21 protein-coding genes and 1 other RNA gene are annotated in these 23,328 nt (G+C 37.8%); 9 read left to right on the forward strand and 13 right to left on the reverse strand.

Translation table 11 applies throughout. The features are described from left to right. Nucleotides 1-157: 157 nt before the first annotated feature. A complete protein-coding gene (locus ACIQYG_RS20700) occupies nucleotides 158-829 on the reverse strand; it encodes a hypothetical protein (RefSeq protein WP_402841832.1) in 672 nt (223 codons plus the stop codon). A gap of 336 nt (nucleotides 830-1,165) precedes the next feature. Between ACIQYG_RS20700 and ACIQYG_RS20705 the strand changes: the two genes are divergently transcribed. Then, the gene (locus ACIQYG_RS20705; RefSeq protein WP_402841991.1) at nucleotides 1,166-1,363 is read left to right on the forward strand and encodes a YqaE/Pmp3 family membrane protein; all 198 of its coding nucleotides are present in this window, start codon (nucleotides 1,166-1,168) and stop codon (nucleotides 1,361-1,363) included. 77 nt (nucleotides 1,364-1,440) lie between these two features. On the opposite strand, the gene ACIQYG_RS20710 is transcribed toward ACIQYG_RS20705, so the two are convergent. Continuing rightward, nucleotides 1,441-4,011: a helicase-related protein gene (locus ACIQYG_RS20710; RefSeq protein ID WP_402841835.1), complete on the reverse strand. Its 2,571-nt coding sequence runs from the start codon at nucleotides 4,009-4,011 to the stop codon at nucleotides 1,441-1,443. A 549-nt stretch (nucleotides 4,012-4,560) separates the two neighbouring features. Between ACIQYG_RS20710 and ACIQYG_RS20715 the strand changes: the two genes are divergently transcribed. Next, entirely contained in the window at nucleotides 4,561-5,520 is a 960-nt protein-coding gene (locus tag ACIQYG_RS20715; protein ID WP_402841837.1) for a sensor domain-containing diguanylate cyclase, read from the forward strand. Nucleotides 5,521-5,797: 277 nt separating this feature from the next. On the opposite strand, the gene ACIQYG_RS20720 is transcribed toward ACIQYG_RS20715, so the two are convergent. Next, complete coding sequence (locus ACIQYG_RS20720; protein ID WP_076369116.1) at nucleotides 5,798-5,977, reverse strand: hypothetical protein; 180 nt, start codon at nucleotides 5,975-5,977, stop codon at nucleotides 5,798-5,800. Further along, on the reverse strand, nucleotides 5,978-6,721 hold the full coding sequence (locus ACIQYG_RS20725) for a type II toxin-antitoxin system SpoIISA family toxin (RefSeq protein WP_402841993.1): 744 nt from the start codon (nucleotides 6,719-6,721) through the stop codon (nucleotides 5,978-5,980). 282 nt (nucleotides 6,722-7,003) lie between these two features. On the opposite strand from ACIQYG_RS20725, the gene ACIQYG_RS20730 reads away from it, so the two are divergent. Continuing rightward, the gene (locus tag ACIQYG_RS20730) at nucleotides 7,004-8,089 is read left to right on the forward strand and encodes an MBL fold metallo-hydrolase (RefSeq protein ID WP_402841842.1); all 1,086 of its coding nucleotides are present in this window, start codon (nucleotides 7,004-7,006) and stop codon (nucleotides 8,087-8,089) included. A 322-nt stretch (nucleotides 8,090-8,411) separates the two neighbouring features. On the opposite strand, the gene ACIQYG_RS20735 is transcribed toward ACIQYG_RS20730, so the two are convergent. Beyond that, nucleotides 8,412-9,359 carry a DMT family transporter gene (locus ACIQYG_RS20735; protein ID WP_402841845.1) on the reverse strand — a complete coding sequence of 316 codons (948 nt, stop codon included), beginning with the start codon at nucleotides 9,357-9,359 and terminating at the stop codon, nucleotides 8,412-8,414. 383 nt (nucleotides 9,360-9,742) lie between these two features. Between ACIQYG_RS20735 and ACIQYG_RS20740 the strand changes: the two genes are divergently transcribed. Next, the gene (locus tag ACIQYG_RS20740; RefSeq protein WP_402841848.1) at nucleotides 9,743-10,069 is read left to right on the forward strand and encodes a YnfA family protein; all 327 of its coding nucleotides are present in this window, start codon (nucleotides 9,743-9,745) and stop codon (nucleotides 10,067-10,069) included. 95 nt (nucleotides 10,070-10,164) lie between these two features. On the opposite strand, the gene ACIQYG_RS20745 is transcribed toward ACIQYG_RS20740, so the two are convergent. The 4 genes from ACIQYG_RS20745 to ssrS all read right to left on the reverse strand — a co-directional run bounded on the left by ACIQYG_RS20745 (nucleotide 10,165) and on the right by ssrS (nucleotide 14,112). Next, the gene (locus ACIQYG_RS20745) at nucleotides 10,165-11,508 is read right to left on the reverse strand and encodes an MFS transporter (protein WP_402841851.1); all 1,344 of its coding nucleotides are present in this window, start codon (nucleotides 11,506-11,508) and stop codon (nucleotides 10,165-10,167) included. Between the two features lie 244 nt (nucleotides 11,509-11,752). Beyond that, nucleotides 11,753-11,941 carry a hypothetical protein gene (locus ACIQYG_RS20750; RefSeq protein WP_241588640.1) on the reverse strand — a complete coding sequence of 63 codons (189 nt, stop codon included), beginning with the start codon at nucleotides 11,939-11,941 and terminating at the stop codon, nucleotides 11,753-11,755. A gap of 288 nt (nucleotides 11,942-12,229) precedes the next feature. After that, nucleotides 12,230-13,597, reverse strand: a complete 1,368-nt coding sequence (locus ACIQYG_RS20755; protein WP_402841856.1) for an MFS transporter — start codon at nucleotides 13,595-13,597, stop codon at nucleotides 12,230-12,232. A gap of 327 nt (nucleotides 13,598-13,924) precedes the next feature. Further along, a non-coding RNA gene (gene ssrS, locus ACIQYG_RS20760) (6S RNA) lies at nucleotides 13,925-14,112 on the reverse strand. Nucleotides 14,113-14,467: 355 nt separating this feature from the next. Between ssrS and tatA the strand changes: the two genes are divergently transcribed. Then, entirely contained in the window at nucleotides 14,468-14,674 is a 207-nt protein-coding gene (tatA, locus tag ACIQYG_RS20765; RefSeq protein ID WP_101222064.1) for a twin-arginine translocase TatA/TatE family subunit, read from the forward strand. 327 nt (nucleotides 14,675-15,001) lie between these two features. On the opposite strand, the gene ACIQYG_RS20770 is transcribed toward tatA, so the two are convergent. Then, nucleotides 15,002-16,300, reverse strand: coding sequence for a protoglobin domain-containing protein (locus ACIQYG_RS20770; protein WP_402841860.1), 1,299 nt, complete (start codon nucleotides 16,298-16,300; stop codon nucleotides 15,002-15,004). A gap of 605 nt (nucleotides 16,301-16,905) precedes the next feature. Beyond that, nucleotides 16,906-18,318, reverse strand: a complete 1,413-nt coding sequence (gene bcaP / locus ACIQYG_RS20775; RefSeq protein ID WP_402841863.1) for a branched-chain amino acid transporter BcaP — start codon at nucleotides 18,316-18,318, stop codon at nucleotides 16,906-16,908. Between the two features lie 508 nt (nucleotides 18,319-18,826). Here bcaP and ACIQYG_RS20780 point away from each other — a divergent pair. The 3 genes from ACIQYG_RS20780 to ACIQYG_RS20790 all read left to right on the forward strand — a co-directional run bounded on the left by ACIQYG_RS20780 (nucleotide 18,827) and on the right by ACIQYG_RS20790 (nucleotide 21,579). Then, a complete protein-coding gene (locus ACIQYG_RS20780; RefSeq protein ID WP_402841865.1) occupies nucleotides 18,827-19,888 on the forward strand; it encodes a DUF3900 domain-containing protein in 1,062 nt (353 codons plus the stop codon). Nucleotides 19,889-20,450: 562 nt separating this feature from the next. Continuing rightward, on the forward strand, nucleotides 20,451-20,903 hold the full coding sequence (locus ACIQYG_RS20785; RefSeq protein WP_402841868.1) for a hypothetical protein: 453 nt from the start codon (nucleotides 20,451-20,453) through the stop codon (nucleotides 20,901-20,903). 142 nt (nucleotides 20,904-21,045) lie between these two features. Beyond that, nucleotides 21,046-21,579: a hypothetical protein gene (locus ACIQYG_RS20790; RefSeq protein ID WP_402841870.1), complete on the forward strand. Its 534-nt coding sequence runs from the start codon at nucleotides 21,046-21,048 to the stop codon at nucleotides 21,577-21,579. Between the two features lie 327 nt (nucleotides 21,580-21,906). Here ACIQYG_RS20790 and ACIQYG_RS20795 read toward each other — a convergent pair whose 3' ends face one another. Beyond that, nucleotides 21,907-22,167, reverse strand: coding sequence for a hypothetical protein (locus ACIQYG_RS20795; protein WP_402841872.1), 261 nt, complete (start codon nucleotides 22,165-22,167; stop codon nucleotides 21,907-21,909). 606 nt (nucleotides 22,168-22,773) lie between these two features. Here ACIQYG_RS20795 and ACIQYG_RS20800 point away from each other — a divergent pair. Continuing rightward, complete coding sequence (locus ACIQYG_RS20800) at nucleotides 22,774-23,001, forward strand: helix-turn-helix domain-containing protein (RefSeq protein WP_402841874.1); 228 nt, start codon at nucleotides 22,774-22,776, stop codon at nucleotides 22,999-23,001. Between the two features lie 106 nt (nucleotides 23,002-23,107). On the opposite strand, the gene ACIQYG_RS20805 is transcribed toward ACIQYG_RS20800, so the two are convergent. Then, nucleotides 23,108-23,251 (reverse strand): hypothetical protein, encoded by a 144-nt coding sequence (locus tag ACIQYG_RS20805; RefSeq protein WP_402841877.1) that lies wholly within the window; start codon nucleotides 23,249-23,251, stop codon nucleotides 23,108-23,110. Nucleotides 23,252-23,328: the final 77 nt, after the last annotated feature.

A 23,328-nucleotide genomic window follows, 5' to 3' on the forward strand; every position in this document is an offset into this window, starting at 1 on the left:
AGAATGGGGTTCTACCTAAAATTTAAAAACCGCAGTCAAACTCGCTTTTCTTTGAGCTTGTCGTCTGAAACCCCTGCATTGTGATTTAACCAGGTCATTCCAAAGACATTTTTGCATTTTATAATCATTCCGTATATGCGGCACCATAAATCCTAGTTCAAAGACCACTCAAGGAACTAAGTTCTAGTTGAACGATCATGGAATCAACTAATGCATGCAATGGATTTAAAATGGTCTTTCCTGTCTGAAGTTCATATCTCCTTGCTGCTTCGACCATTGATAGTTGAGCCACAGATAGCGGTCTATTTTCGTTATTAAACTGGTATAGGAAATTCATGATTTCCTGATTATAGCTTTTTCCCAACCCCTGCATGATGAATTCAAAGGCATTGTCGATAATGATGACTTCAAAATCCACAGTCCCATATTTTTCAGCATGTGCATTTAAACGTTTTACCGTTCCTTCAACAGTGGCAGGGTTCGTGAATAATATCATTTGCGGTTGCTGCAATTGGCAAATTTGATCAAAATATGGTTCATCGATTTTAATGATGGGCATCGGTAAAGATAGTTGTTCTTCGTTTAATAAAGCGATATAGTTTGTACAGGTTATCAGGATGGCATCCACTTTACATTCGGCAATCCATTCGACTTGCTGTTTAACCTTTTTTTGAGCATCCGAATGATTAAAATTTTCATCCGTTGACACCCGTTGCATCAATCCCGGATCTACAAAATGAAGCCATTCAATATCGAATTTCGAGAATGCGGTTTCTATGTATTCTATATTTGTATAGTGAGCATGCAAACAGCCTATCTTTTTTTTCATAAATCTCCCGCTTTCGTCAGTTAGTATTCTGATTATTCTAACACAAAAAACGGCGTTACATTGACCGAAAGCAGCAAAAACGATGATTAGCAATGGCCCTCCTGCTATATCGGAGGTAAAAAGACTGCTTCTTTGAGCCAGAATGTTCAGTAGGTATGAATCGGGCTCTTGAGCATATATTTATCAAGGCGATAACAAGTGGTATCATCAGGAAATGGAACTTCATTAACCGAATTGCTTCTCAATTAAATTAAAGTAAACTAAGCATTCAGAGAAACAAACCGTTATTGTCAGATAAAAATCTTTTATTGGAGAGTGTTCACCATTCTTTAATTAATTGCGATTCTTTTCCCTCCATTAGCCGTATTATTAGCCGGTAAACCCATTCAGGCTGTGCTTAATTTGGTCCTCACACTATTTTTTTATGTCCCTGGTTTAATTCATGCAATCTTAGTGGTGCATGATAAGAAAGCGGATAAACGAATGAAGCAGCAAGCAGCATTTATTGCTAAATCGAAACGAACGACCAAATGATTTATTCAAACACCAATAACCCGAATGACGACACCATTGTGCACTTCATTCGGGTCATTATTATAAAAGGAATTCGTTTAATTGAATCTGTGCGTCTTTCTAAGCCCTCGATGATAACAAGCGTCACATATTTGAAAACGTGAGTCATCCGGCAGCCTTTTCCCACAGCGCTTGCATTTTTTTTGATAATTCAACATTTCATCTTTTAACTGATCATGAACGCCATCACTGATTTCTTCACGGATACGCTCCCAATAAACAGCTTCCGTCCGCTTTCCCATCCGATATAAAAATAATAGATGAAGACCTATCGCTTTATAAGATAGCTCCAATTCTTCAAGATTCCTTGTCTTGATGATCGGTTCAGGAAGGTCACTGTTCTCGGCAATCGCTTCGACCGTTTCCAGCCACTGTCTTATCAGACTTGGTTCTTTTGCCGAAAAGGGAATATGCAGGAAACCATATAAATCCATTAAAGAAAAACGAGCTTCGATTTCAGTATCCCGTATCAGTTCGTAAAGCTCCCTTTCTTCCGCTAGAGATGCCTTTTTCGTGCCTTTAGGAGGCTCAAACCTCTCCCACATTTCGAAAAATGTCCCTAGGTTCCGGTAATATTTTTGAAAACGTTCAAATACGGCAGAGGTTGGGGCGATAGTGAAGGTTTGAACTGGCTCATCTACCTGTTCCAGCAACTTATTCATGATTTTGATTTCTGCTGTAAATGCTACCTTACCAGTGTCATAAATCCCTTTTCTACCCGCTCGGCCTGCGATTTGTTTGATTTCTTGAGAAGTCAATCTTCTTCTTCGTGTCCCGTCGAATTTTTCATTTTCAAGAAAGACGATTCGGCGTATTGGCAAGTTCAATCCCATTCCAATCGCATCGGTGGCAACGACAACTGATGTTTCACCTCGATTGAATAGTTCTATTTGCCGTTTTCTATTTTCAGGAGGCATACTGCCGTATATCATGCTGACATTATGTCCACTCTCTTTAAGCCGGGACGCGGTTTCCAGTACCTGCCTTCTAGAAAAACAAATGAGGGCATCCCCTTTTTTGGTATACTTCAGTCCAAACTCCCTTTGTTCCACCTCAAGCGGTATTTCCCGTCTGTATTCGTGGAGTTCTAAATCAGCTTCATTCAGAAGGTTCAGAAGCATTTTTTTGATATTATTGCTCCCGATTATGTGTACTTCTTTCGCATTAGCTTGTGTAATCGCCCTAAACCATGAAAAGCCTCGATCTTTATCGGCAATCATTTGGGCTTCATCTATGACGATTACTTCATGGTAGTCTTTTTCATGAAACATTTCAACGGTACTGGAGACATGTTTAGCACCCTCAACAGCCTTTTCTTCTTCACCGGTTTTTAATGAGCAAGGTACACCGTCAGCATTTAATTTATCAAACACTTCAAGTGCCAGCAGTCTAAGTGGTGCCAGATACATACCGCTTTCCGCTTGTTTCATTTTCTCCAGGGCCTTATGCGTCTTCCCCGTATTGGTCTCACCGATATGCAAAACATATCTAACTTTTTTTCCTAACGATGGAGTGTAGGCCTTACCGAAGATGTCATCGATCATCCTTTGATCTTCTGCCCGCTTCCTGGCTTGTTCTGCCAATACTTCAGCTTTTCTTCTTTCTCTGTTCTCCACGTCTTTTTCAAATATTTCTTCATGCAATGTTTCATTAAAAGGAATTCCCTCAAGTTTCAGTAAATCAGAAAGGTATTCTTCCTTAAGCTCATCAAAACAGGACTGAGACAAATCTGCCAATTCATCGCTTAGTATACCTTGAAGGGCATCGTCCGTCAGCCTTTCCCCATATGACTCCAAAAAATCATGATGCAGTGCGGCAGATAGATGTTTCAAGTATTTGTCAGGGGCTAATTTCATAATGAAATCCGAAACTAACCTTTCATACCTGTAGAAGTAATTTTCATATTCATAGCGGTTCCTTCCCCAACCGATTAACGAATGAATATCGCCTGTCAGCTCTTCGAAAAAGTCAGTGACCATTAGGTATTCGGCAGCTTGAAAGCCGCCCTCTTCAACCAATTGTTCTTCAAGCAAGTATGGATCGACATATTGGAATTTAGGCTTATTCTTAAGATCTTTTGCCAAAATACCGGCAATATAATCCCTGACATGTAAGTATAAAGGAAGTGAGTTATTTTCGAAAAATGAATTGGCCTCTTCTTGCAGCCTTGCTCGTATTTTCCAACGCTGCTTGGCAAGCCGCTGTTCTTCTAGACGCCTAAAGAATTTTTCCCTTGCATTTTTATATCTCTTTTCCCAATCTTCTTGATTGTCTGCAAAGGTCTTTTTAATCCACGTTAAGCCATCAAACGGGCGATACTTCTTTAATTCGTTCCGGAACATGCTATTGATCAGCTTATGATCTGAACCTTCCGTTACAAATCCCCTTTCGCTTAAAAAAGCCTTTTTTTCCTTTCTGGGCACGTCATTCGATGCTTTATTTATCCAAACATTAATCCAAATTTGCTCAATAAAAGTCGTCCTGTCTGATATATATGCTGAATAAGAAGGCATCGTCTCTTGATTCTCTAAATAAAAATCAATATCCTGGATTATTTTTTCTTTTGTATTCTCTATAGCAATAGGATATATACTTTCTAATTTTCCCATAGTGATCCCCTTTTGAATTATCCAATATGTACTTTATTACTTCCTTTTATCCTCCCCAAATTTTTGTTTAAAATGAGCTCGGTACATTCGTTTTATCGATTTAAATTCATGTGCTCCGTTATCATGAGAGGATGCAATAATGCCAAGTTGCTTTACTCTCCACGGTAAATATCAAGAATATACCAAATATGCACATTAAAGTTACTCTCACCATTTCATTTACAGTATAATGCTATAAATACTGATTAGAATTTATCGTTATGAAAAGATACCCAGCCTTGCCCAGAATCGTGTACACGGATTAGCTATTATGGAATCAGGCAAAATTTAAAGATTAGTAAAAAAAGCCGAAAATAAAGTAAAGGTCAATTTTTCAACTTTCTCGATTACATGATTCATCCATAATACGAATCCAACCCCTTAATTGAGTTTAGAGGAAATCTGGGTAACTGTCACGATATTCAGATTACGCTTTTGTGTCTTTGCTTTGAATATGAGAAATATCATCCGGAAAACTAAAAAGAATATAGATAAAAGAGGAGCTTGAGAATGATTCAGCAAGATATCAACTATTATAAAAATTTCGATTCCATCGCTAAAGAAGTATTAGCACTATTAGCTCAAACCATCGAGGTCAATACATTTTTCCTTTCTATATTGAATCCCATCCAGAGTTTCATGATCAAGTCCTTCAATAGAAATGCAAAGTTAATTTGTGAAGGTGACATCCTTCCTTATAATATGGTTTATTGTAAATTAGTTGTTGAGAATGGCTTGGAACCACTCGTTATCCCGAATTTGGGGGAACATGAATTGACAAGTGGCCACCCCGCAACGAAGTTAATCGGGAATGGCTGTTTTATGGGAGCTCCCCTAATAAATGAGGGTGAAATCATTGGGACATTATGTGCATTCGACATTAAACCACATGTTTTTAAAGAATATGATCTGAACCTCATTAGGTCTTTGGCAGCTTTGATCAGTCATGCCATCAATCTTGAAAAAGGGATTATCAGGGATCCTTTGTCAGGTCTTTATAATCGGAATTTCATTTATAATTATTTTGATTATCATCAAGACAAAACGAACGATGAAATGGCTCTTCTTTACATCGATCTTGATCATTTTAAATTTTTCAATGATTCCTTTGGCCATGATACTGGTGACGACGTCATTAAAAAGGCTGCCGAATGTTTTTTGCAAACCGTCCCCGAAGGCAGTCATGTGGCTCGAATCGGTGGTGATGAATTCATTGTATTATTAAATCCTTCGCATTGTGAGGATTTAATGAAAAGCACTCAGCAAAACGCAGAATTATTATTGAACAGTTTATCCACCATGCCCATTACCATTAATGGAAATGATCATTTTGTATCAGCTAGCATAGGGATTAGCTTTTATCCTCATCATGGTACGGAAATGGACTCACTTTTGAAAAAAGCGGACCGTTCCATGTATATGGCAAAAGAGTCTGGACGGAAAAATATTCAGTATTTCCACCCTAAGTGATCATGTGAAAAATAAAAAAAACCAGTTCTCCTTAGAGACTGGCTTTCTTTTACCTTAAAAAGATCCAACGTTTCGCTTTCAGCCTTTGCAAAAGCTTGAGCAGTTCGGCATTTTCCTTATGTATCCGTTTCTCTGATGGTGAAGCGGAGGGGACTGGGATGTTAACTCTCTCGGGTTTTTTGTTCATATTCTGAAAGACCCTTCCTATTCTTTGATTTGAATAGTATATGCGGGCTTTCCATTAAATATCATAAGGAAAGGAAAAACCCCTTCCATCTTATAAAACATTTTTTAAACGGCTGAAGCGTGCAGCTTTTTCTTTTTGTTTCAGGATAATGCGTTCGTTCTGTTTCATCACTTTTTTAGTGTGGGGACTTAAACCTACATCGGGTATTTTAACCTGTGGTTTGATTACGGCAACTGACACGTCATTGCCGGCTTTATCATAAATGCTCATTTATCCTTCACCACCTGGTTTTTGTTTTATGACCATATCGAACATCATGATTAATAATGCTATTAATAAACAATCGACTTCTGAAACGAAGCTTTCTGATTTAACGTCAAGGATATAGGGTTCCATCAAAATACTAACAGGCTGCAAAGCCATTTTTTCTTCATCATTATAATACGTATCGTCTCTTTCCAATGTAGCACGAATGGTACTGCCATTCAAGTTCGGATGCCCATTTAACACCAATTGCTTGTCCTGTTCGGTTTTGAAAGGAAGGATTTTCACGTTCATCCCTTCCTTTGCTGCATATGCTTGAAGGAGAATGCTCAAATAAGCCAAGTATTCCTTATTCGTTTGATAATACTCTGGTATTCCCTCTTTCTTTAGGAGATGAAACATATTCTTGACCTTTTCCCTATTATCCGTTAATAGTTTATCACTTTCCGCAACGGCTTTTGTTGCATAGGATAACTCGTTATCGCCAATCTTGGATATATACATGCTCAAGAACACAAACATATCAATCAGTATGAATACGATAGCCATAATCAAGAAATTTTTCCACTCATTAAAAATGCTCATTGGATAGAAATTCCAATAAATCAGCGCTCCCAGTATGAAAATGATATACCAGGTTTTTCGAATCGCTTCAATCCTTTTACTTACCTTGTCTTTATATTTCCAAGAAAGAATGACATAGGCTAATAAAGCTATAAATACTACCCATACAAAGAATCTGAAAAACATTAACAATCGATTTATCACCTTACCCTTCGGCTGCTACATTCCTTATCCCGCCCTCTATATTATTCATTATATATCCCTCTATTCCCTGCCTAGGACGGGTGAAACTTAAACACTTGCCAGAAGTTTTCACCAGATGAAAAACACTCCTCCTAATGTGAATTTACAGTTAATCAATAATATCTTTATCATTTTTCTTGTGGGACATCATAGTAAATCACTCTATAAATTCTGTGATATGATATGTTTTAATAAAAGGTATGATTAATATTGGAGGAAACCATCATGATGAAAATTATTAAGATCCTCATTTCTTCTTTTATACTATTGTTACTTTTCCTAAACCTCTATCCACCGCTTGGAAGACGGACAAACAAGGAAAAAGTGAGAAGTTTCACTACTAAAGAGAATTTTGCCAAGGGAAAATTCCAAAATCAGATTCCTGCCAGTCAAGCGATGAGTCTTAAACATACTGGTTCCATTTTACGTGATTTCATAAAACCTAATCCAAAAAGGAGGCCCGACAGTCCCATTGTAATTGGAACAAAAGACCCCGCATCTATGAATTCCAATAAAATCACCTGGTTTGGCCATTCTGCATTCATGTTGGAGTTAGATGGGAAAACCATTTTAGTGGATCCAATGTTTGGCAAAGCACCCACTCCCTTTCCGTGGTTCGGGAACAAGCGCTTTAGCGGGGAGCTGCCTATTGATTTGGATATGCTGCCTACTATCGATGCCATCCTGCTCTCACATGATCACTACGATCATTTGGATTATTTCTCGATAAAGAAATTAAAAGATAAGGTCAGTCAATTCATTGTCCCACTCGGTGTCGGTGGACATCTAGAAAGATGGGGCGTTAAACAAGAACTGATTCAGGAACATAATTGGTGGGATGAAGTTACATTCAAGGACTTGCAATTTATTTGTACGCCTGCAAGGCATTTTTCTGGAAGAAGTTTAGGCGATGGCAATACGACACTATGGTGTTCCTGGATAATTAAAGGAAAACAAGAAAAGGTATATTTCAGTGGCGATAGTGGATATGGCAGCCATTTTAAAGAAATCGGCGAAAAATACGGGCCTTTTGATTTAACTTTAATGGAATGCGGCCAATATGATGAACGTTGGTCAACCATCCATATGATTCCGGAAGAAACTGTTCAAGCACACATCGATGTACAAGGAAAACGGATGATCCCCATTCATTGGGCTGGTTTCACATTGTCTTTTCATGACTGGACAGATCCGATAGAAAGGGTAACAAAAGCGGCCAATGACCTTGGTGTCCAGGTCTGCACACCTCAAATAGGCGAACCAGTTGTGATTGGTTCAACGGATTTCCCTCAATCAAGATGGTGGAAATAAAGGTCCATCCTATTGGGATGGACCTTTTTCATCAAATGATGTTCCCGAACCAATTAACCCAAAGCTATACCTTCAACTCCTCGGATATGGTTTCTATCTAAATGTTATATCTAAGTTGATTGGAGAGGAAGGTGCGAGCTCCTGCGGGAAAAGCGCGTCAAAGGGAGACCCCCGAGGAGGCTCCCCGACCGCCCGCGGAAAGCGAGTGCCTGGAGCGGAAATCAACGTCTAAATTGTACAGCCATTAATAAACTATAGACAACTCAATTTTCAGTTTAACTACATGGTCCATTCCTAATCGGATGGACCATTTTTATTCATTTCATATTTTCCCTTCATTATATTCAAGATTCACTTTTATTGAATGCTCTTTCTTCACTCCAAAATAATTCGTGCCTATTACACCTAAAATGATTAGTATCGACCCCAATATATCGTAGATTGTAATCTTTTCATTTAGAATGAGAGCTCCTGCCGCAATCGTGACAACAGTGGAAAGATTTGCAAACACACTCATTTGGGACGCTTTGATTTTTGATAAAATCGTATTGGATAATAACGAAGTGACCAATGAAGCCAATATTCCCAAATACAAAATGGAACTGATGAATTCCATGCTCGACCATGGTGTAAAGAATTCCGCCATCGTACCTTGTTTTAAATGGGTAACGAGAGCAGCCACATTAAAAATGACAAAGCCTGTTCCCATCATGAAAAAGGACATTTCACCTGGTGTATGGTCCTTGGCAAGTGAACGGGTCATCGTTGTATAACAAGCAGTTGCAATACAGGATAGCAGGATCAACACCATCCCAAGCATGTCAGAAAAATTGATGGTGCTCCCTTTTATCACAAAAATAAAAATGACCCCAACTACCGACAAGACAATCGAAAGTTTTTGATATAACGATGTTTTCTCCTTAAGGAAATACCCAGCTATCATCAATGTTAGAATCGGGGTGACGGCAGACAGAATTCCAGCATCGGTGGATTGCGAATACTTAAGTCCGAAAGTTTGAAAGGCAAAGAAAAGAGTTGGGAATAATAGAGATAGCGGTACAAGATTTTTAATCGACTCCCAAGAATAGTTCACCTTAATGACTTTTACGGCGACCAGGAATAAAATGATGGCGAAAGAAACCGTGAACCGGAACGCCAAAGTATCAAACGGATTCGATTCTGCGATCGCCATTTTCGTGAATAAGAAAGATAGGCCGACAATACTTGAATGAAATAGTGCTAACATGTATGCAAATGATCGGGATTTCATGGCTGCAACTCCTCAACTAGATTACTATATTCCTATTTAGGTATAGTACCCTTTGCATCTGTATTGCAACCCAAGTTAGAGTAAAAAAACTGGTCTTTTTTTAGATATTTTACGAATTAAAGCCTATTACAATAATGTATGGTTGAACTAAAATCTGAATGCATCATATCGTAAGAAATATTAATCGATAATAACAGAGTTTTTTCGATAGGTCTCTTCTAATTCAATACTATTGTAGGCAATTGGTTCTTCATAAGCGGTCTGAGCTTTCTGTTTTCTTTTCAACGGCGATGCCCAGTTAATTTAATAACAACACTATAAAGTATGGTCATTTACCGTTTCATCTATGATAAAATTTCAACGAGGAAGCGAGGTATACATATATGTTAGTTACTATTGTAATTTTCGTTATGGCTGGTCTGGCGGAAATTGGCGGCGGTTATCTTATTTGGCTTTGGTTAAGAGAAGGTAAATCCATTTATCTAGGTTTAGCCGGAGGTTTTGGGTTGGTGTTATACGGCATCATTGCAACTTTCCAAACGTTCCCAACCTTTGGACGTGTATATGCTGCATATGGCGGGGTTTTCATCGTTTTATCGGTTTTATGGGGATGGGGCATCGATAAGAAAACCCCTGATTTTTATGATTGGATTGGAGCTTTAATCTGCTTGGTCGGGGTTTCAGTCATTATATGGGCCCCTAGACAGTAAAAAAATAAAAGGGCATAAGGCCCTTTTTTATTTTTTATTACCATGATCTCCATTTGTTGTTCTGACCAATTTTCATTTGCCGAGCTTGGTGTACATCATATCAATTTCTTTTCCTGCCTGTTTGACGTCATATTGCTGAAGTTATCCTGGATGAACCAAATCGCCATTGCTGCAATGATGCATGGTATGGCAAAAGCTAAAAAATTGACTTGCAATGACAATTTCATATCTAGCAGGATCCCACAGAAAGTAGGAGCGAGTATTCCTCCAATTCTGCCGATACCCAATGCCCAGCCGACACCTGTAGAACGGATTTCATTCGGATAATACTGCGATACATATGCATTCGTTACGATTTGTGTACCTGTTGTCGTACCTCCTGCAATGGCAATCAGTATATAAAGCATGATCATGCTTGGCTTGAAGCTCAGCATCGTTAGGGTAATGAATCCAATGACCAAAAAAGTAACCAAAATCCTCTTGGCACCATATTTGTCTGCAAGCTTCCCTCCAACGATTGCCCCAAAAACTGCTCCAAGGTTCAATACGACTAAGAATGTCAGGCTTGAACCTAATTCATATCCTGCCCCTCCCATGATTTTTGGCAGCCATGTACTCAAACCATACATGACGAACAAACACATGAAAAATGCAATCCAGAACATGAGGGTACTCAAAGTCCTCCCATCTTTGAACAACCGTTTAACTGGAAACCCTTTCATTTCTCTTTTAAGTTGCTCCTGCAGGACATAATGATCATTAGTGGTGTATTGCCCGTCTGCATTCATTTGATTCAAAACGTCCACCAATTTGCTTTTCTTGTTTTTTGCCATGAAATAATTTATTGACTCAGGCAACAATTTATATAATATGGGCATGAAGATTAATGGGAGTGCACCAAGCCAAACCACAGCTCGCCAACCAAAGTTCGGAATCAGGTACATCGCTCCCAATGAAGCGACAACTCCCCCTAGAGCGTGTCCGCTGAACATGATCGCGACCAGGGTACTTCTAAGTTTTTTAGGAGAATATTCCGTAATGATTGCAATTAGGTTCGGCATGACTCCTCCCAAGCCTAGTCCTGCAATAAAACGTTGTATTCCAAAAGAAGTAGGATCATGGGCAAAACCAGATGTAAATGTAAAAGCGGAAAAAAGGACCGTACAAATCAAAATGACTTTCTTTCTGCCGAATTTATCAGCCAGCGGTCCAAAGACCAACGCTCCTATCATCATTCCAAACAATGCATAGCTGCTGAATAAACCTGCCTCTACAGCAGTTACCCTCCACTCCACCATCAAAGATGGCAGAATCGTGCCAAGCATGAACATATCATACCCGTCACAAATGATGATAAAAATACAACATAATAAAATCTGTAAATGAAAACGGTTAAATTTTTGTTCATCAATCATTTCAGACACTTGGAATGTGCGCATTTCCTTCCCCTCTTTCTGCTTTTCCTTTTGACGTAGTCTTAAGGATGTCTCTATTTTTTTGGCTGAGCTAACATTTTAATGACAACTGATATTGTAGTTACAAACACAAATTATACATATATAGAACTAAGTTCACTATATATTAACTCAATCTTTAGAATATTGTCAATAATCAAAGTCAATTAGCCATATTAATCAACAAAAAAGCCCTCTAATCAAAGAGGGCTGTTAATGAGTATAAGGATTAGGCTTCCAAGGCTTCTTTACGCTTTCTTTTCCTTGATTCCGTTATTAGATCATAACCAAGATAAAGGATGATGGCTCCGCCTAACAATTTAACATACAATGGAATGTCCGCTACAAAGAAATAAATCATAGAGAATAATGTCCCTATAATGCTTAACCAAAAAATTACATGTTTTAAAATTTTCAAAGTATTGACTCCTCACAAAAGATGAGATTAATTTCTAGTTCGCTCCACTTCAAGGGAGAATTAATTATCCGTACCATCATTCTAACATTTATTCTTTATATTAAGAGTGACTCATATTGCGAAATTATGAACATTTATGCAACTTTTCTAAAGAATAAGGTCAAGCCCTGGAAAATCTATATGCTATTTCTTGCAATTTGCAACTTCATTACGGCAAAAAAGTCCAAAAAACAAATAGGCATGAAATGACAGCAATGGTATCCCAGCACTGCATTTCATGCCTGTAGTTCACAAGACGTTCATTTTATTGGATTCTACGACCATTTCTTCAGTTGGTTCCGAATGATCCTGTTTATAATAAGCCATTTTCACCGGAACGAATGATAAGGCAACCGCAGCAATCAGACCTGGAATGGCGAAGGCGATGAAATTCAATTGGATGGGTAGCGAGATGGATAATAAAAATCCACCGAGTATGGGCCCGAGCATACCTCCAATCCTTCCGATACCAGACGCCACCCCTAGTGCAGTCGATCTAATACTTGGTGGATAGTACTGGGAAACATAGGCTTGTACAAGGTTTTGGGCACCAATGGTACAGGCTCCTGCAATCGCTACCAATGTGTAAATCACAAATGAGCTTCCTCCCATTCCCAATAGCGTCAAACTTACAGCCCCAAGCGCATACATCGGCACAAGCATTTTCTTGGAACCATAACGATCACAAAGTTTAGCGATGATAAGCGTGCCTACGATAGCGCCACCTTGAAGGACGATCAAGAAACCTAAACTTGAATTCAGCGCATACCCTGCCTCGATCATTAGCTTTGGAAGCCATGTATTCAATCCATATACCATCAATAAGCACATGAAAAAGGCGATCCAGAACATTAATGTGCTAAGAGCACGGGAATCCTTAAACAATCCAACAATCGGCATATTGGCTTCTGTTTTTTTCACTTCCACAAGTTCGTCCTTGATGTCGAATTTACTTTCCGGACTTACCTTTGATAATATTCTGATCAGTTCTTCCTTTTTGTTAATTCTGATCAGATGGGTCGATGCCTCTGGTAAACGTTTCATCATGAAGGGTAAAAATAACAATGGTATTCCGGCAAACCAGAATATTGATTCCCAACCTAGTCTCGGCATAACCAGGATGCCCAGTATCGGAGCAAGCATCCCTCCGAATGAGTAACCGCACAAAACGATTGAAACGACCATGCTTCGCATCGTTTTCGGTGCATAATCCGTCAATAAGGCAATGACGTTCGGCATTATGCCCCCAAGTCCTAATCCCGCTAGAAACCGGAAAGTCGAAAACATCGTAGGCGTATCCGCAAATCCACATAAAAGCGTAAATAAACTAAATAAAATAAGTGTAATCGCGATTACGTTTTTCCTGCCAATCCGATCTGCTAATGTACCAAAGAAGATGGCCCCGAACAACATTCCAAATAGACCGTAGCTGCCCATAGCCCCCGCTTCCACGGAAGTAAGGTTCCATTCCTCCGTCAATAACGGGACAACTGTTCCGTAAACGACAAGGTCATAGCCGTCAAAAAGGATAATGATAAAACACCATGCCAGCAACCCAAAATGAAAGCGGTTAAATTTACTGTTGCTAATTACCTCGGTCGTATTAATTTTAGCCATAAAATTTTTCTCCTCTCTATGTGACTGCAGTAATTCCATCCACATGATAGCGCTTACGTAATCATTCAAAAAATATTCGACTTTCATATTTTTATACAAATAGTGAACCAAGTTATCTAATTGTTATTATAAATGCTAATTATCTGATATTTCAATAAAAACTTTCACAAATAATTCATAATTCGTGAAGCCTTCACATAACCAGGTTAATTACATGGTATTTGCGATTTCTGAATAACATCCTTTTTTTATACCGATCTTCAACGTTCCAAACCGTAAAACAACAAAAAACCAGTCCCTTATCGGACTGGTTTCTAATTATTAAAGTAGTAAGCCGCAATTGCCGTATTCAAGTAAGAAAGTTTTAAACCACCACTCCTCAAAGTGGGTGTTTGCAGAAGCAATCCTGTTGTCCAAGTCAGTGACGAGGCATAACATTCCTGTTTCAATATAAAACTCCCTATTACAGCTTAAAGGTTAAAACTTAATTATCATTACGAACAACGCAGCTTGTATAGTTATAATACCGAAATATCTTCAATCTTGCAAGTTTAATCATTCCCATGTAACAAAAAAATTTCATGCCACACATTAAGCTGGTGTAGCCAAATTAGTTCAATGCCCAAAACGTAAGACGGCACTCTGATTTACCGTCCCCCACTTTCATTGAAATCTTTTTAGGGAATATCATACTTAGGTAAGTAAATATTTTAAAATAGAATGTGCAAGATAAAATTAAGACGGAATTGAAAGTATTTGTCTTGCGAAATCATAGGAAGTTGAACACTATAATATATCCTAAATAACATTTGCAAAAACATGGAAGGAGTCTATAATATTAACTAATAGACTTGATTGGAGTGACTGGTTATGCTTTCAAACATTGGTTTTCCCGGTTTAATTTTAATTCTTCTTTTAGCTTTAATTGTTTTTGGACCGAACAAGCTACCTCAAATCGGACGGGCAGTCGGTACCTCGCTTAGGGAATTTAAGGATGCAACCAAGGGAATAACAGAAGAAATACAAGAGGAATTCAAAGATGATGTGCAAGCTGCAAGAAAAGAATCGATAAAATGAAAAAGACGCCTGCACGCAGCAGGCGTCTTTGATGCGTTTGTGGCGCAGAACCGTCAGGCCACATCCCGACGTTTAGCTAAAAGCTTGTTCTTCGACTTACACAAATTAGCTCATCGCTTTATTACTATAACATTAAACTTATATTTTATCAAGTGATTTATTGAGCAGACTGTTAACGGCATCCATTGGAATTGATTTAAATCCCTGGTTTTTATAGTTTGTTCTTATTCTAGGAACCGCTTTGGGGTTTTTAAGAATATTCTACCGAGTTGTTTATTAAAATACAATGAGCCCCATAAAGCTGTTCTTACAAAACCGTTCACCTCATTACAAGTTCATCGTCAATTGAGTCAATTGATCCGAGGAAACGGCCACTTGATTGAACGCTTCATTAATTTCATCGAATATATCATTCAGCTCTGTCATTTCCTTGGTGATCTCAATATTCTGCTCTTTAACAGAAAGCATGGCCTTTGCTATATCAGTAAAAAATATACCCGTTTCTTTTCCTTGTTTCGTGCCTTTACTAATTTCCCCGCTAACCATGGAAATTGACGTGTTCATGACATTGGTAAAATGAGCAATTCCATTAACCAGTTTCACTACTTCAGAAACTGATTCCTTGGTATTTTCTGATAGCTTCCTTACCTCACCAGCCACAACCGCAAATCCTTTACCATTTTCACCAGCTCTTGCCGCTTCAATCGCTGCATTCAACGCCAACAAATTCGTTTGCTCTGCAATTGAAGTGATGATCGTGACAATTCGTTCAATTTCTTTTGAAGTATTGGAAAGCTGTTCCATATCTTTTGAAATGATCGTCATTTGCTCCTGCGTTTTTACCAATCTTTTCTCTAATCCCTGTAACAGTTCGACTCCCTCATTTGATTTTCCCTCTGCATGTATGGCAATCTCTGACCCCTTTTGAGTGAAATCATGAATTTCACCTACCTTATTTGCCATTAATTGAGTCGCTGAACTGGTCTCTTGACTGATTGCTGCCAATTCCTCTGCATTATGATTGACCTGCAGTTTAATCGTTTCTTTTTCTGCTATGTTTTTTTGGCGAATCTTCTCATTTTCAAGTTCATATGCCTCTAAAACTATTTGCTGCTCTAAATTAAAAATTTTAGTGACAGCCAGAATGTTATCTTGATATTGCTCAATATTTTTTATGTTGGAAATCACATGAATGATTAATGATTGCAATAAGTCCTGAAATGCACTCATATACCATTTTGGCTGAAGTCCAATTCGCACATGTACTTGTGCGATGATATAACGCTGTTTAACATACGCATCATCAATGGTTCCGCTAAACATTTCGAACATATGACGATGCAGTGTCTTTTTCAACCTTTCAACAGAACTATTGTCCTTAATGATTTTCATTAAAGAGGGTTCATTTTCTAGGTTTTTATAAAAATTCCCTACTATTTGGGTCAACTGTCCCTTCACTTGTTCCTGTAAAGAACGAATTATGCACAAATCCTCGATTGTCAAATGAATCATGTCCACTTGATTCAATACGCTCGGATATTTCTGGATATTGATACCGACGTGTTCTTTATATTGCATATAGTCTATTGAATCTATCTTTTGTTTACTTCTCCATATACTTTTCATGATTGAATTGCCCTCCAATTTTTTAACCCATATATACTATTTCGACATAAAGTCGGTTAATCTTAATTCACCTTGATAAATTTTCTTCCTTGACAGAAGACTTATGAACTATTTATGTCCAAACAAAAAAGACACTCCAGAGAGTGTCTCAGACCGTATGCTAAATTGAGAAGAGCCAGTTTTCCTACTATTTTTTCTTTAAAAAAAGTTTCAGTTGTTTTCAGATATCTTATCTCTTTCCGCAGGTGGTCCGGGAGCCTCCTCGGCGCTCTTGGCGCCTGTGAGGTCTCCCTAAGACGCGCTTTTCTCGCGGGAGTCTCATACCACCCGTTCCAATCAACTGGAATATATTTTCAAGAAAAAACTTTAGGCTGGACTCATCTCGAACCCTTTCATAAGACTAGTTTATATTTTTTGGTTTTTTACATCTCTATGAAACCCTACTAGATTGAAGAAATTTGCGACATTCCTGCTGAATAACTGGCTAGCGAAAAAACAAAAAAAACATGAAGGATAACCAAGTTTTCTTTTAAAATCTTGGTTCGGGGAGATAGTGTTCCGAACCCCCTTAGTCGTTAAACTGAAACTCTCCAAGAGTGTCTTTTTCAATGATCATTTTCCTGCTGGTTAAGATTGGAATGCTTACGGGAATAAGCAAAGTAAATGACTACTCCGATTGCCATCCAGATCAAAAACCTTATCCATGTATGACTTCCTAGCTGAATCATCAAGAATACGCAAAAAACGATTGCCAGGCCTGGAACGAGCGGTACTGCCGGACAATAGAAAGCTCGTTTCATATCCGGTCTTGTTTTCCGTAAAACGATGACCGCTATGGAAATCATCGTAAACGCAGTCAATGTTCCAATGTTGACCAACTCTGCCAACTCACCAAGAGGTATGAATGCTCCCAATAGGGCCGCTATCAAACCAAATATCCATGAAGCCGCATAAGGTGTTTTATATTTTTTATGAAGTTTTGATAAGGATTTGGGCATCAGCCCATCACGTGACATCGCAAACATGATTCGCGTTTGGCCATACAACATAACCAAGATCACCGTTGTCATTCCGAGGAAGGCACCTAGATCGATGATTCCTGCAACCCAATTTTGACCTGCGCTTTGCAAGACCAAAGAAATCGGGTGATCAAGAGCCTTGCTGAATTGTGCATACGGTACCACACCTGTCATGATTAAACTTACAATCATATAAAGCACAACACAAATGACTAAGGAACCGAGGATTCCGCGTGGTAAATTCTTTCCTGGATTTCTTGTTTCTTCAGCAGCAGATGCAACTGCATCAAAGCCGATGAAGGCGAAGAACATTAATGCGGCAGTTGAAAATACACCATCGATTCCAAATGGCATGAAAGGCTGCCAGTTTTCCGGTTTCACATAATAAATAGAAGAAACGATGAACAACAGCACAACCAGCACTTTAATAACGACCATTATATTATTGATTCTAGTCGTTTGTTTCGTACCTATGGAAATCAAAAAGGTAATCGCCATGACTATCAAAAATGCAGGTAAGTTCATATAAGTCGTGACACCTTCCACCGAACCCGGTGCTGCAGTCAATTTCTCCGGAAAGTTAATCCCGAATCCACTTAAAAATGATTGGAAATAGCCCGACCATCCTGCCGATACGGCACTAACAGCCAATAAGTATTCGAGGATTAGATCCCAGCCGATTATCCAAGCGGCGAATTCACCTAAAGTTGCATACGCATACGTATAAGTCGAACCGGATACCGGCACGGAAGCTGCAAATTCTGCATAAGAAAGTGCGGCGAATAAACAAGCAAGACCAGCAATGACGAACGATAATGAAAGTGCAGGGCCAGCATTCACTGCGCCTGTGCCTGTTAAAACAAAAATGCCTGTCCCAATAATCGCTCCAATTCCTAGCATCGTTAAATCCCAAGCACCTAGTTCCCGTTTCAATCCCTTACCGCCGGAACCTGCGTTTTTCAACAAGTGCTCAATGGACTTCTTTCTAAAAATACTCATGTTCTCTCCTCCGTAATTTTATAAAATATTCTGAAAACTGTAGACAAATAATTTCACTTACCATTTATATCGGAGAAATTTCGACAAATTTCTTCAATTCCTGAATTATCTGACTTTCAAATTATACGTATTACCCTTTCCTTCGTCAATGAATTATTATTGTAAAATTCTATTTTTTGAATCTTTTGTGGAATGAAATCTTTAATATCCAATAAAATCACCTGTCATTTAACATGTATGGTAAACAATTCATTATTTTAATATTAATAAAGTTAGCTGTTGAGTATTTACTGCATACCATTAATTTGTCTTGTAATAGTTCCAATATTTTCAATCCTATGGAGAATCAATATTTATTTTTTCTATGTATTATTATGAAATAATACACCAAAATTATTCTAATCATTCATGCACCAATAGTTTGACGGAATCAACGTACATCACTATACTTATTAAGTCTTAAAAAAAGTACGGGAATTATGCTTAATAATTGAAGAAGGTGACATTCATGGATTTTGCGATTACCTATCTGTCTTTTTATTTAATCCAAGTCGAAGGCAAAGGCGATCAGGCTGATAAGCGTTTTAAACATTTCCAAACTCTTGATACTGAAGAATACGAGGAAAGTCCTCTAAAGGATTTTTTGGATGGGGAGTTGATGAAGATTTCCAAACGGAAAGTCGACCGTCATCCAAAAACTGAACAAATACCGACGAAAATCGGTTCTTTTATTGTCGAAGAAGGACATGCACTTGATTCCAACCCTAATTACAATGTATTTAACCGTGTTCGATATGCAAAAACAAAACAGGAATTCCAAGAGGAAAATGAACAATTCACGCGGTCTTATATTGATACAAGTGCCGTCCGTGGCGGTGTTTTCATAATTGCATCGGCAAAATTAACGAAATATCTTGATGAACCATTCGTTTTCTTATTGAAATGTGATTTCGAGCCGAAAGTTGCTTCCATTTCGGATGAACGGACCTTGATTAGGCACGTTGAAATGGCAATCACCACTAAAAATATGAAATCCATTCAATACCCCTACATGCCCGAAGAAGGTATGGTCGAAGAAGGCGAACTAAAAATCCATCAGGCCTCACATGCCCGCTACTTCGAGGACTTTTTGAAATTCGTCGAATATGGCGAATCGATGCCGGAAATCATGAAAAACCAGGTCATCCACATGGTCCATGAGCATGTATCCGCTCAATTCGAAGAAAACAGTGACGAACTGCAGAAATTCGAACAGGACCTGGAAATCTGGGAAACCAGTGAAAAGCGGGAAATCCAGGAACGCCTTGAAACACACCAGGTCGTCGAAGCCACTGCCCAGATTGTCGAGCATACACCTGAAGCCGAACTGCGCATGAGGCTGGGCAGTACGTCCGTCAAAGGACTGTTAGCCGATTTTGGCGAAAGCATCCATTTAGGAAAGATTAATGGGAAATATGTATTGATGATAGAATCCAATACAATAGAGTTCGATAAAGGCGTTTCGCCGATTGAGTTTCATAGGCCGGATGATTTGCAAATACTAATTGAAAAAATCATAAATAAAAGTTGATGATTACTCCGAGTTTTGTGAGCAAAAAATCATCTAATCATTGCTTATTATCAAGGGTTTCAGATGATTCTGTGACCAATTTTGTGACCAATATTTATAAAAAAATTCAAACTCTCAAACCGCCATTATTTACTCTTTATTTGATCACAACTACTAACTAACAATTAGTAGTTTTTTTCTTGTGTTTTAATAGTGTGTTTATTTCTTCAGTACAAAGTAATATGTTAGTTTAGAGAGTCCAAAAATCCATCTTAGACTCTCTAAAAAAAATCTTATCTCGTTTGTCTTGGCGCACCACCCGGATCAGCACTATGTTTGTAATCGACTTGACCTGCACCAATCAATCCAACAGCAATCAACACATAATAAGTAACCTTTTCATCTTCTCACCGCTTAGAGTAATACGCTGTCCTTAGGAAAGACAACGAAGGTAAATTTCATCACGGTTTCTTCGTACTGTGCATTAAGTATAAATTTTGGTTTAAGAGGAGGCATTATTTCAAAAAACGTGTATACTTATCTGATTTAAATTCATCCTAAAGAAAAAAAGGATATGATTAGAGTGAAAAAAGTGCAAATCTCAATATTAATTACTGTTCTATTTTTAGTGTTGGCTCCCATTAATTCATTTGCAAGTTCGCTGGAGAACTTACCCAGAAAACTTTCAACAAATCAATGGAGTGTGGAAATAGATAAGCCGGACAGTCCCAATCCTCACGATAATAAATCAGATAATCCTGAACTCTACAACGTATATAGCATGGATATAAAAAATATTGGCGATAAAAATGTCAAACTAGTAAGAGTGGAAGCATATCGAGATGATCCAAATTCACAAACAGATTTTGAGTTATTCACAACAGAAAGTGATAAACATTTAACTCCTAGTTTTCACCACAACAATTTTCCATTGTTTACAAAGGCAACTAAATTGATAGTAACTGTCACGTGGACAAAAGAATCCGGGGATAAATACCCACGTAAATTTCAAGAACATTTTTTCTTTAACCAGTAAAGAGGGCTTTAAAGTTCTCTTTTTTATTTCGCAATATGTGTCAACTGTACTGTTTAGTCGTACTGTGCCACTTGCGAATTAAATTTGGTATATAAGTGAAAAATAAAGTTACTATATTGACCAAATTTAAGGATGTGCCACTTTGCTAATAAAAAAATTGATCCTCATAGCTGCATTGTGCTTTACAATTACCCCTAGAGCTTATGCCAATTTTGATAATACAGAAACGCAAAAAGCTTATTTTGACTTAGGCTACGAATCAGTCTATGATTCCTTAGAAAGAAGTAACATGTATTTTAAGCATGAAATTCAGTTACCTGTACAAATTCCTCCAATTCCATTCACCCATGTAGTTGGAAGGTTGAATAAGCATGAGGATAGAAATAACAGCACTCTTGAAATAGAATATATAAATCAAAATGGTTCTCCTTATGGCATTACAATCTTTCCCGAAAAATCTAAAGTACAATTGGATGAGCTAGATAATAGTGCACAGATCTTCACTTTGAAAGACGGGAGTAAAGCAGGTTATATTACTAAGCAACCACACTTCAAGGTGATTAATCATTTTTACTTTGAGAAAAATTGCTGGCAGTATCTTTTTAGGGTTCACCCTGAAGTTTCTAACGTTATTTCACCTGAATTATTAGTTGAAATAGCAGATTCCATTAAATAAATTACCGCACAGTTTGTGTCTACTGTGCTGATTCTTCGACACTATAACTTCGTGCCCCCCACTTTGTTTACACTGCCTCGTAATCCGATAATCCAAAATTAATAATTCTCCAATGCCAACTTCGCTTTGAAAGGTTCTTTTGCATCTCGATAAGATGACACTTTTGTATAAACAGCGAATAATACATCCACTGTCACTTTTGCAGCCATTTTTTAACCTTTCTGATCATATTTCTTAGTTTCTTTTATAACTCGGCAACGGTAGCTGTAATAATTTCTTGGAGGACATCATTGGCAAGAGTAATGGAAAGAAGATATCTGTTATTCATTAGTCAATCACCCTGTATTCACAGATGTACTCAATTGCAGACCATTTAGGAAACTCTTGTGTGTACCACTCAACTACACCCTCAGCAGTTTCAACTTTGTCAGTAAATACTTCACCAGTTCCAGCTACATAGTCGTGAAGGTCATCAATTGAAGCTAATTTGTATTGGAATCCTGCTTGCATTTCTTCTTCGAATACGATCCACTGTGCTTGGTTGTCAGTTACAAATACCTTTTTAGCTTCAATAGTTTGAGTTGTCATATTTATTATCCCCTTTTGCCCACAGGCTGTTTTTATGTAAGGGGGGAATTTCCCCCTTGGTAATTAAAACTCCCTAACTTCGCTTGTTTCTGATTTGATTAATTTGAAATCTATGTTGCCCCTTATATTCTGACGAGCAATTTGTCTAATCGTGATTCTGTTGATTGCTTCTTCAATTTGATCCAGCATCAACTTTCATCTGTAATTTTCACGTTTTCTGCTAAGGTTGTTGTACCAGTTGCTACGATGTAGATACTGTTTGCTTTAGTTGGTTTTACTAATGCATAGTAGATGTCATTTCCATCGAAGAATACAGCTTCATTCTTACTGATTAACTTTCCATCTGACTTTTGATACCTGAGCCTTTCTCCTGCTGCTTTGTCTGTTATGTTGACCAGGTAACAAACAATTTAAAGCCTCCTTTTATTTCATTTTTTTAAATTAATAATTCAACTTCTTGAACTTAATATACACCTTAACTCACGCCTAAGTCAATAGTTTCATGAAGTAAAAATTCAACTTCTTGAAGTTTTTATTTAAATTATAGAATTCATCTTTGTTTTACCTTATAATTCACTTATAAGGAGCCTAAGGAGAGATGTTATTTTGAAACTTATTCCGAGTTACAAGCCAATGGAAATTACATTGATCAGAAAAGATAAAACTAAAACAGATTTAAAAAGGGATTTAAAAATATCACCCGCTACGCTTGCTAAAATGTCCAAGGGTGAAAATGTTGCTTTATCCATTTTGATCAACATTTGCGAATACCTCGAGTGCAATATTGAAGATGTAATTGAATTAGTTCAAACAGAAGAAAACCACCAATCTTAATTGACTGGTGGTTTATTGTATAAACAGGAAATTTATTGTAAATAATGTTATTATCACTAGCTTTTCTTTTTCACTATTCCTCTTCATTGAGGCTAAGGTTTAATCCTTAGCTTTTTTTGTTTTTATTTTCCTGCTGATTGCTATTGTATATATTGATAATCATTTTTGCCATTTGTGTAATATTTGGCTCATTAAGAAATACTACCGTTCCTTCTGGGTTTACTTTTTTGCGTGGGTTTTTTTCTTTCATTTTGAATCCTCATCTAGCCAAGGTTTATGTTTATCGTTAAGCTTTCCTTTTTTTAATTTTCTTCAAGTAATTTTTCT

The organism is Peribacillus sp. NPDC096622, from assembly GCF_044762665.1.
GTDB classification, from domain to species: Bacteria; Bacillota; Bacilli; order Bacillales; family DSM-1321; genus Peribacillus; species Peribacillus frigoritolerans_B.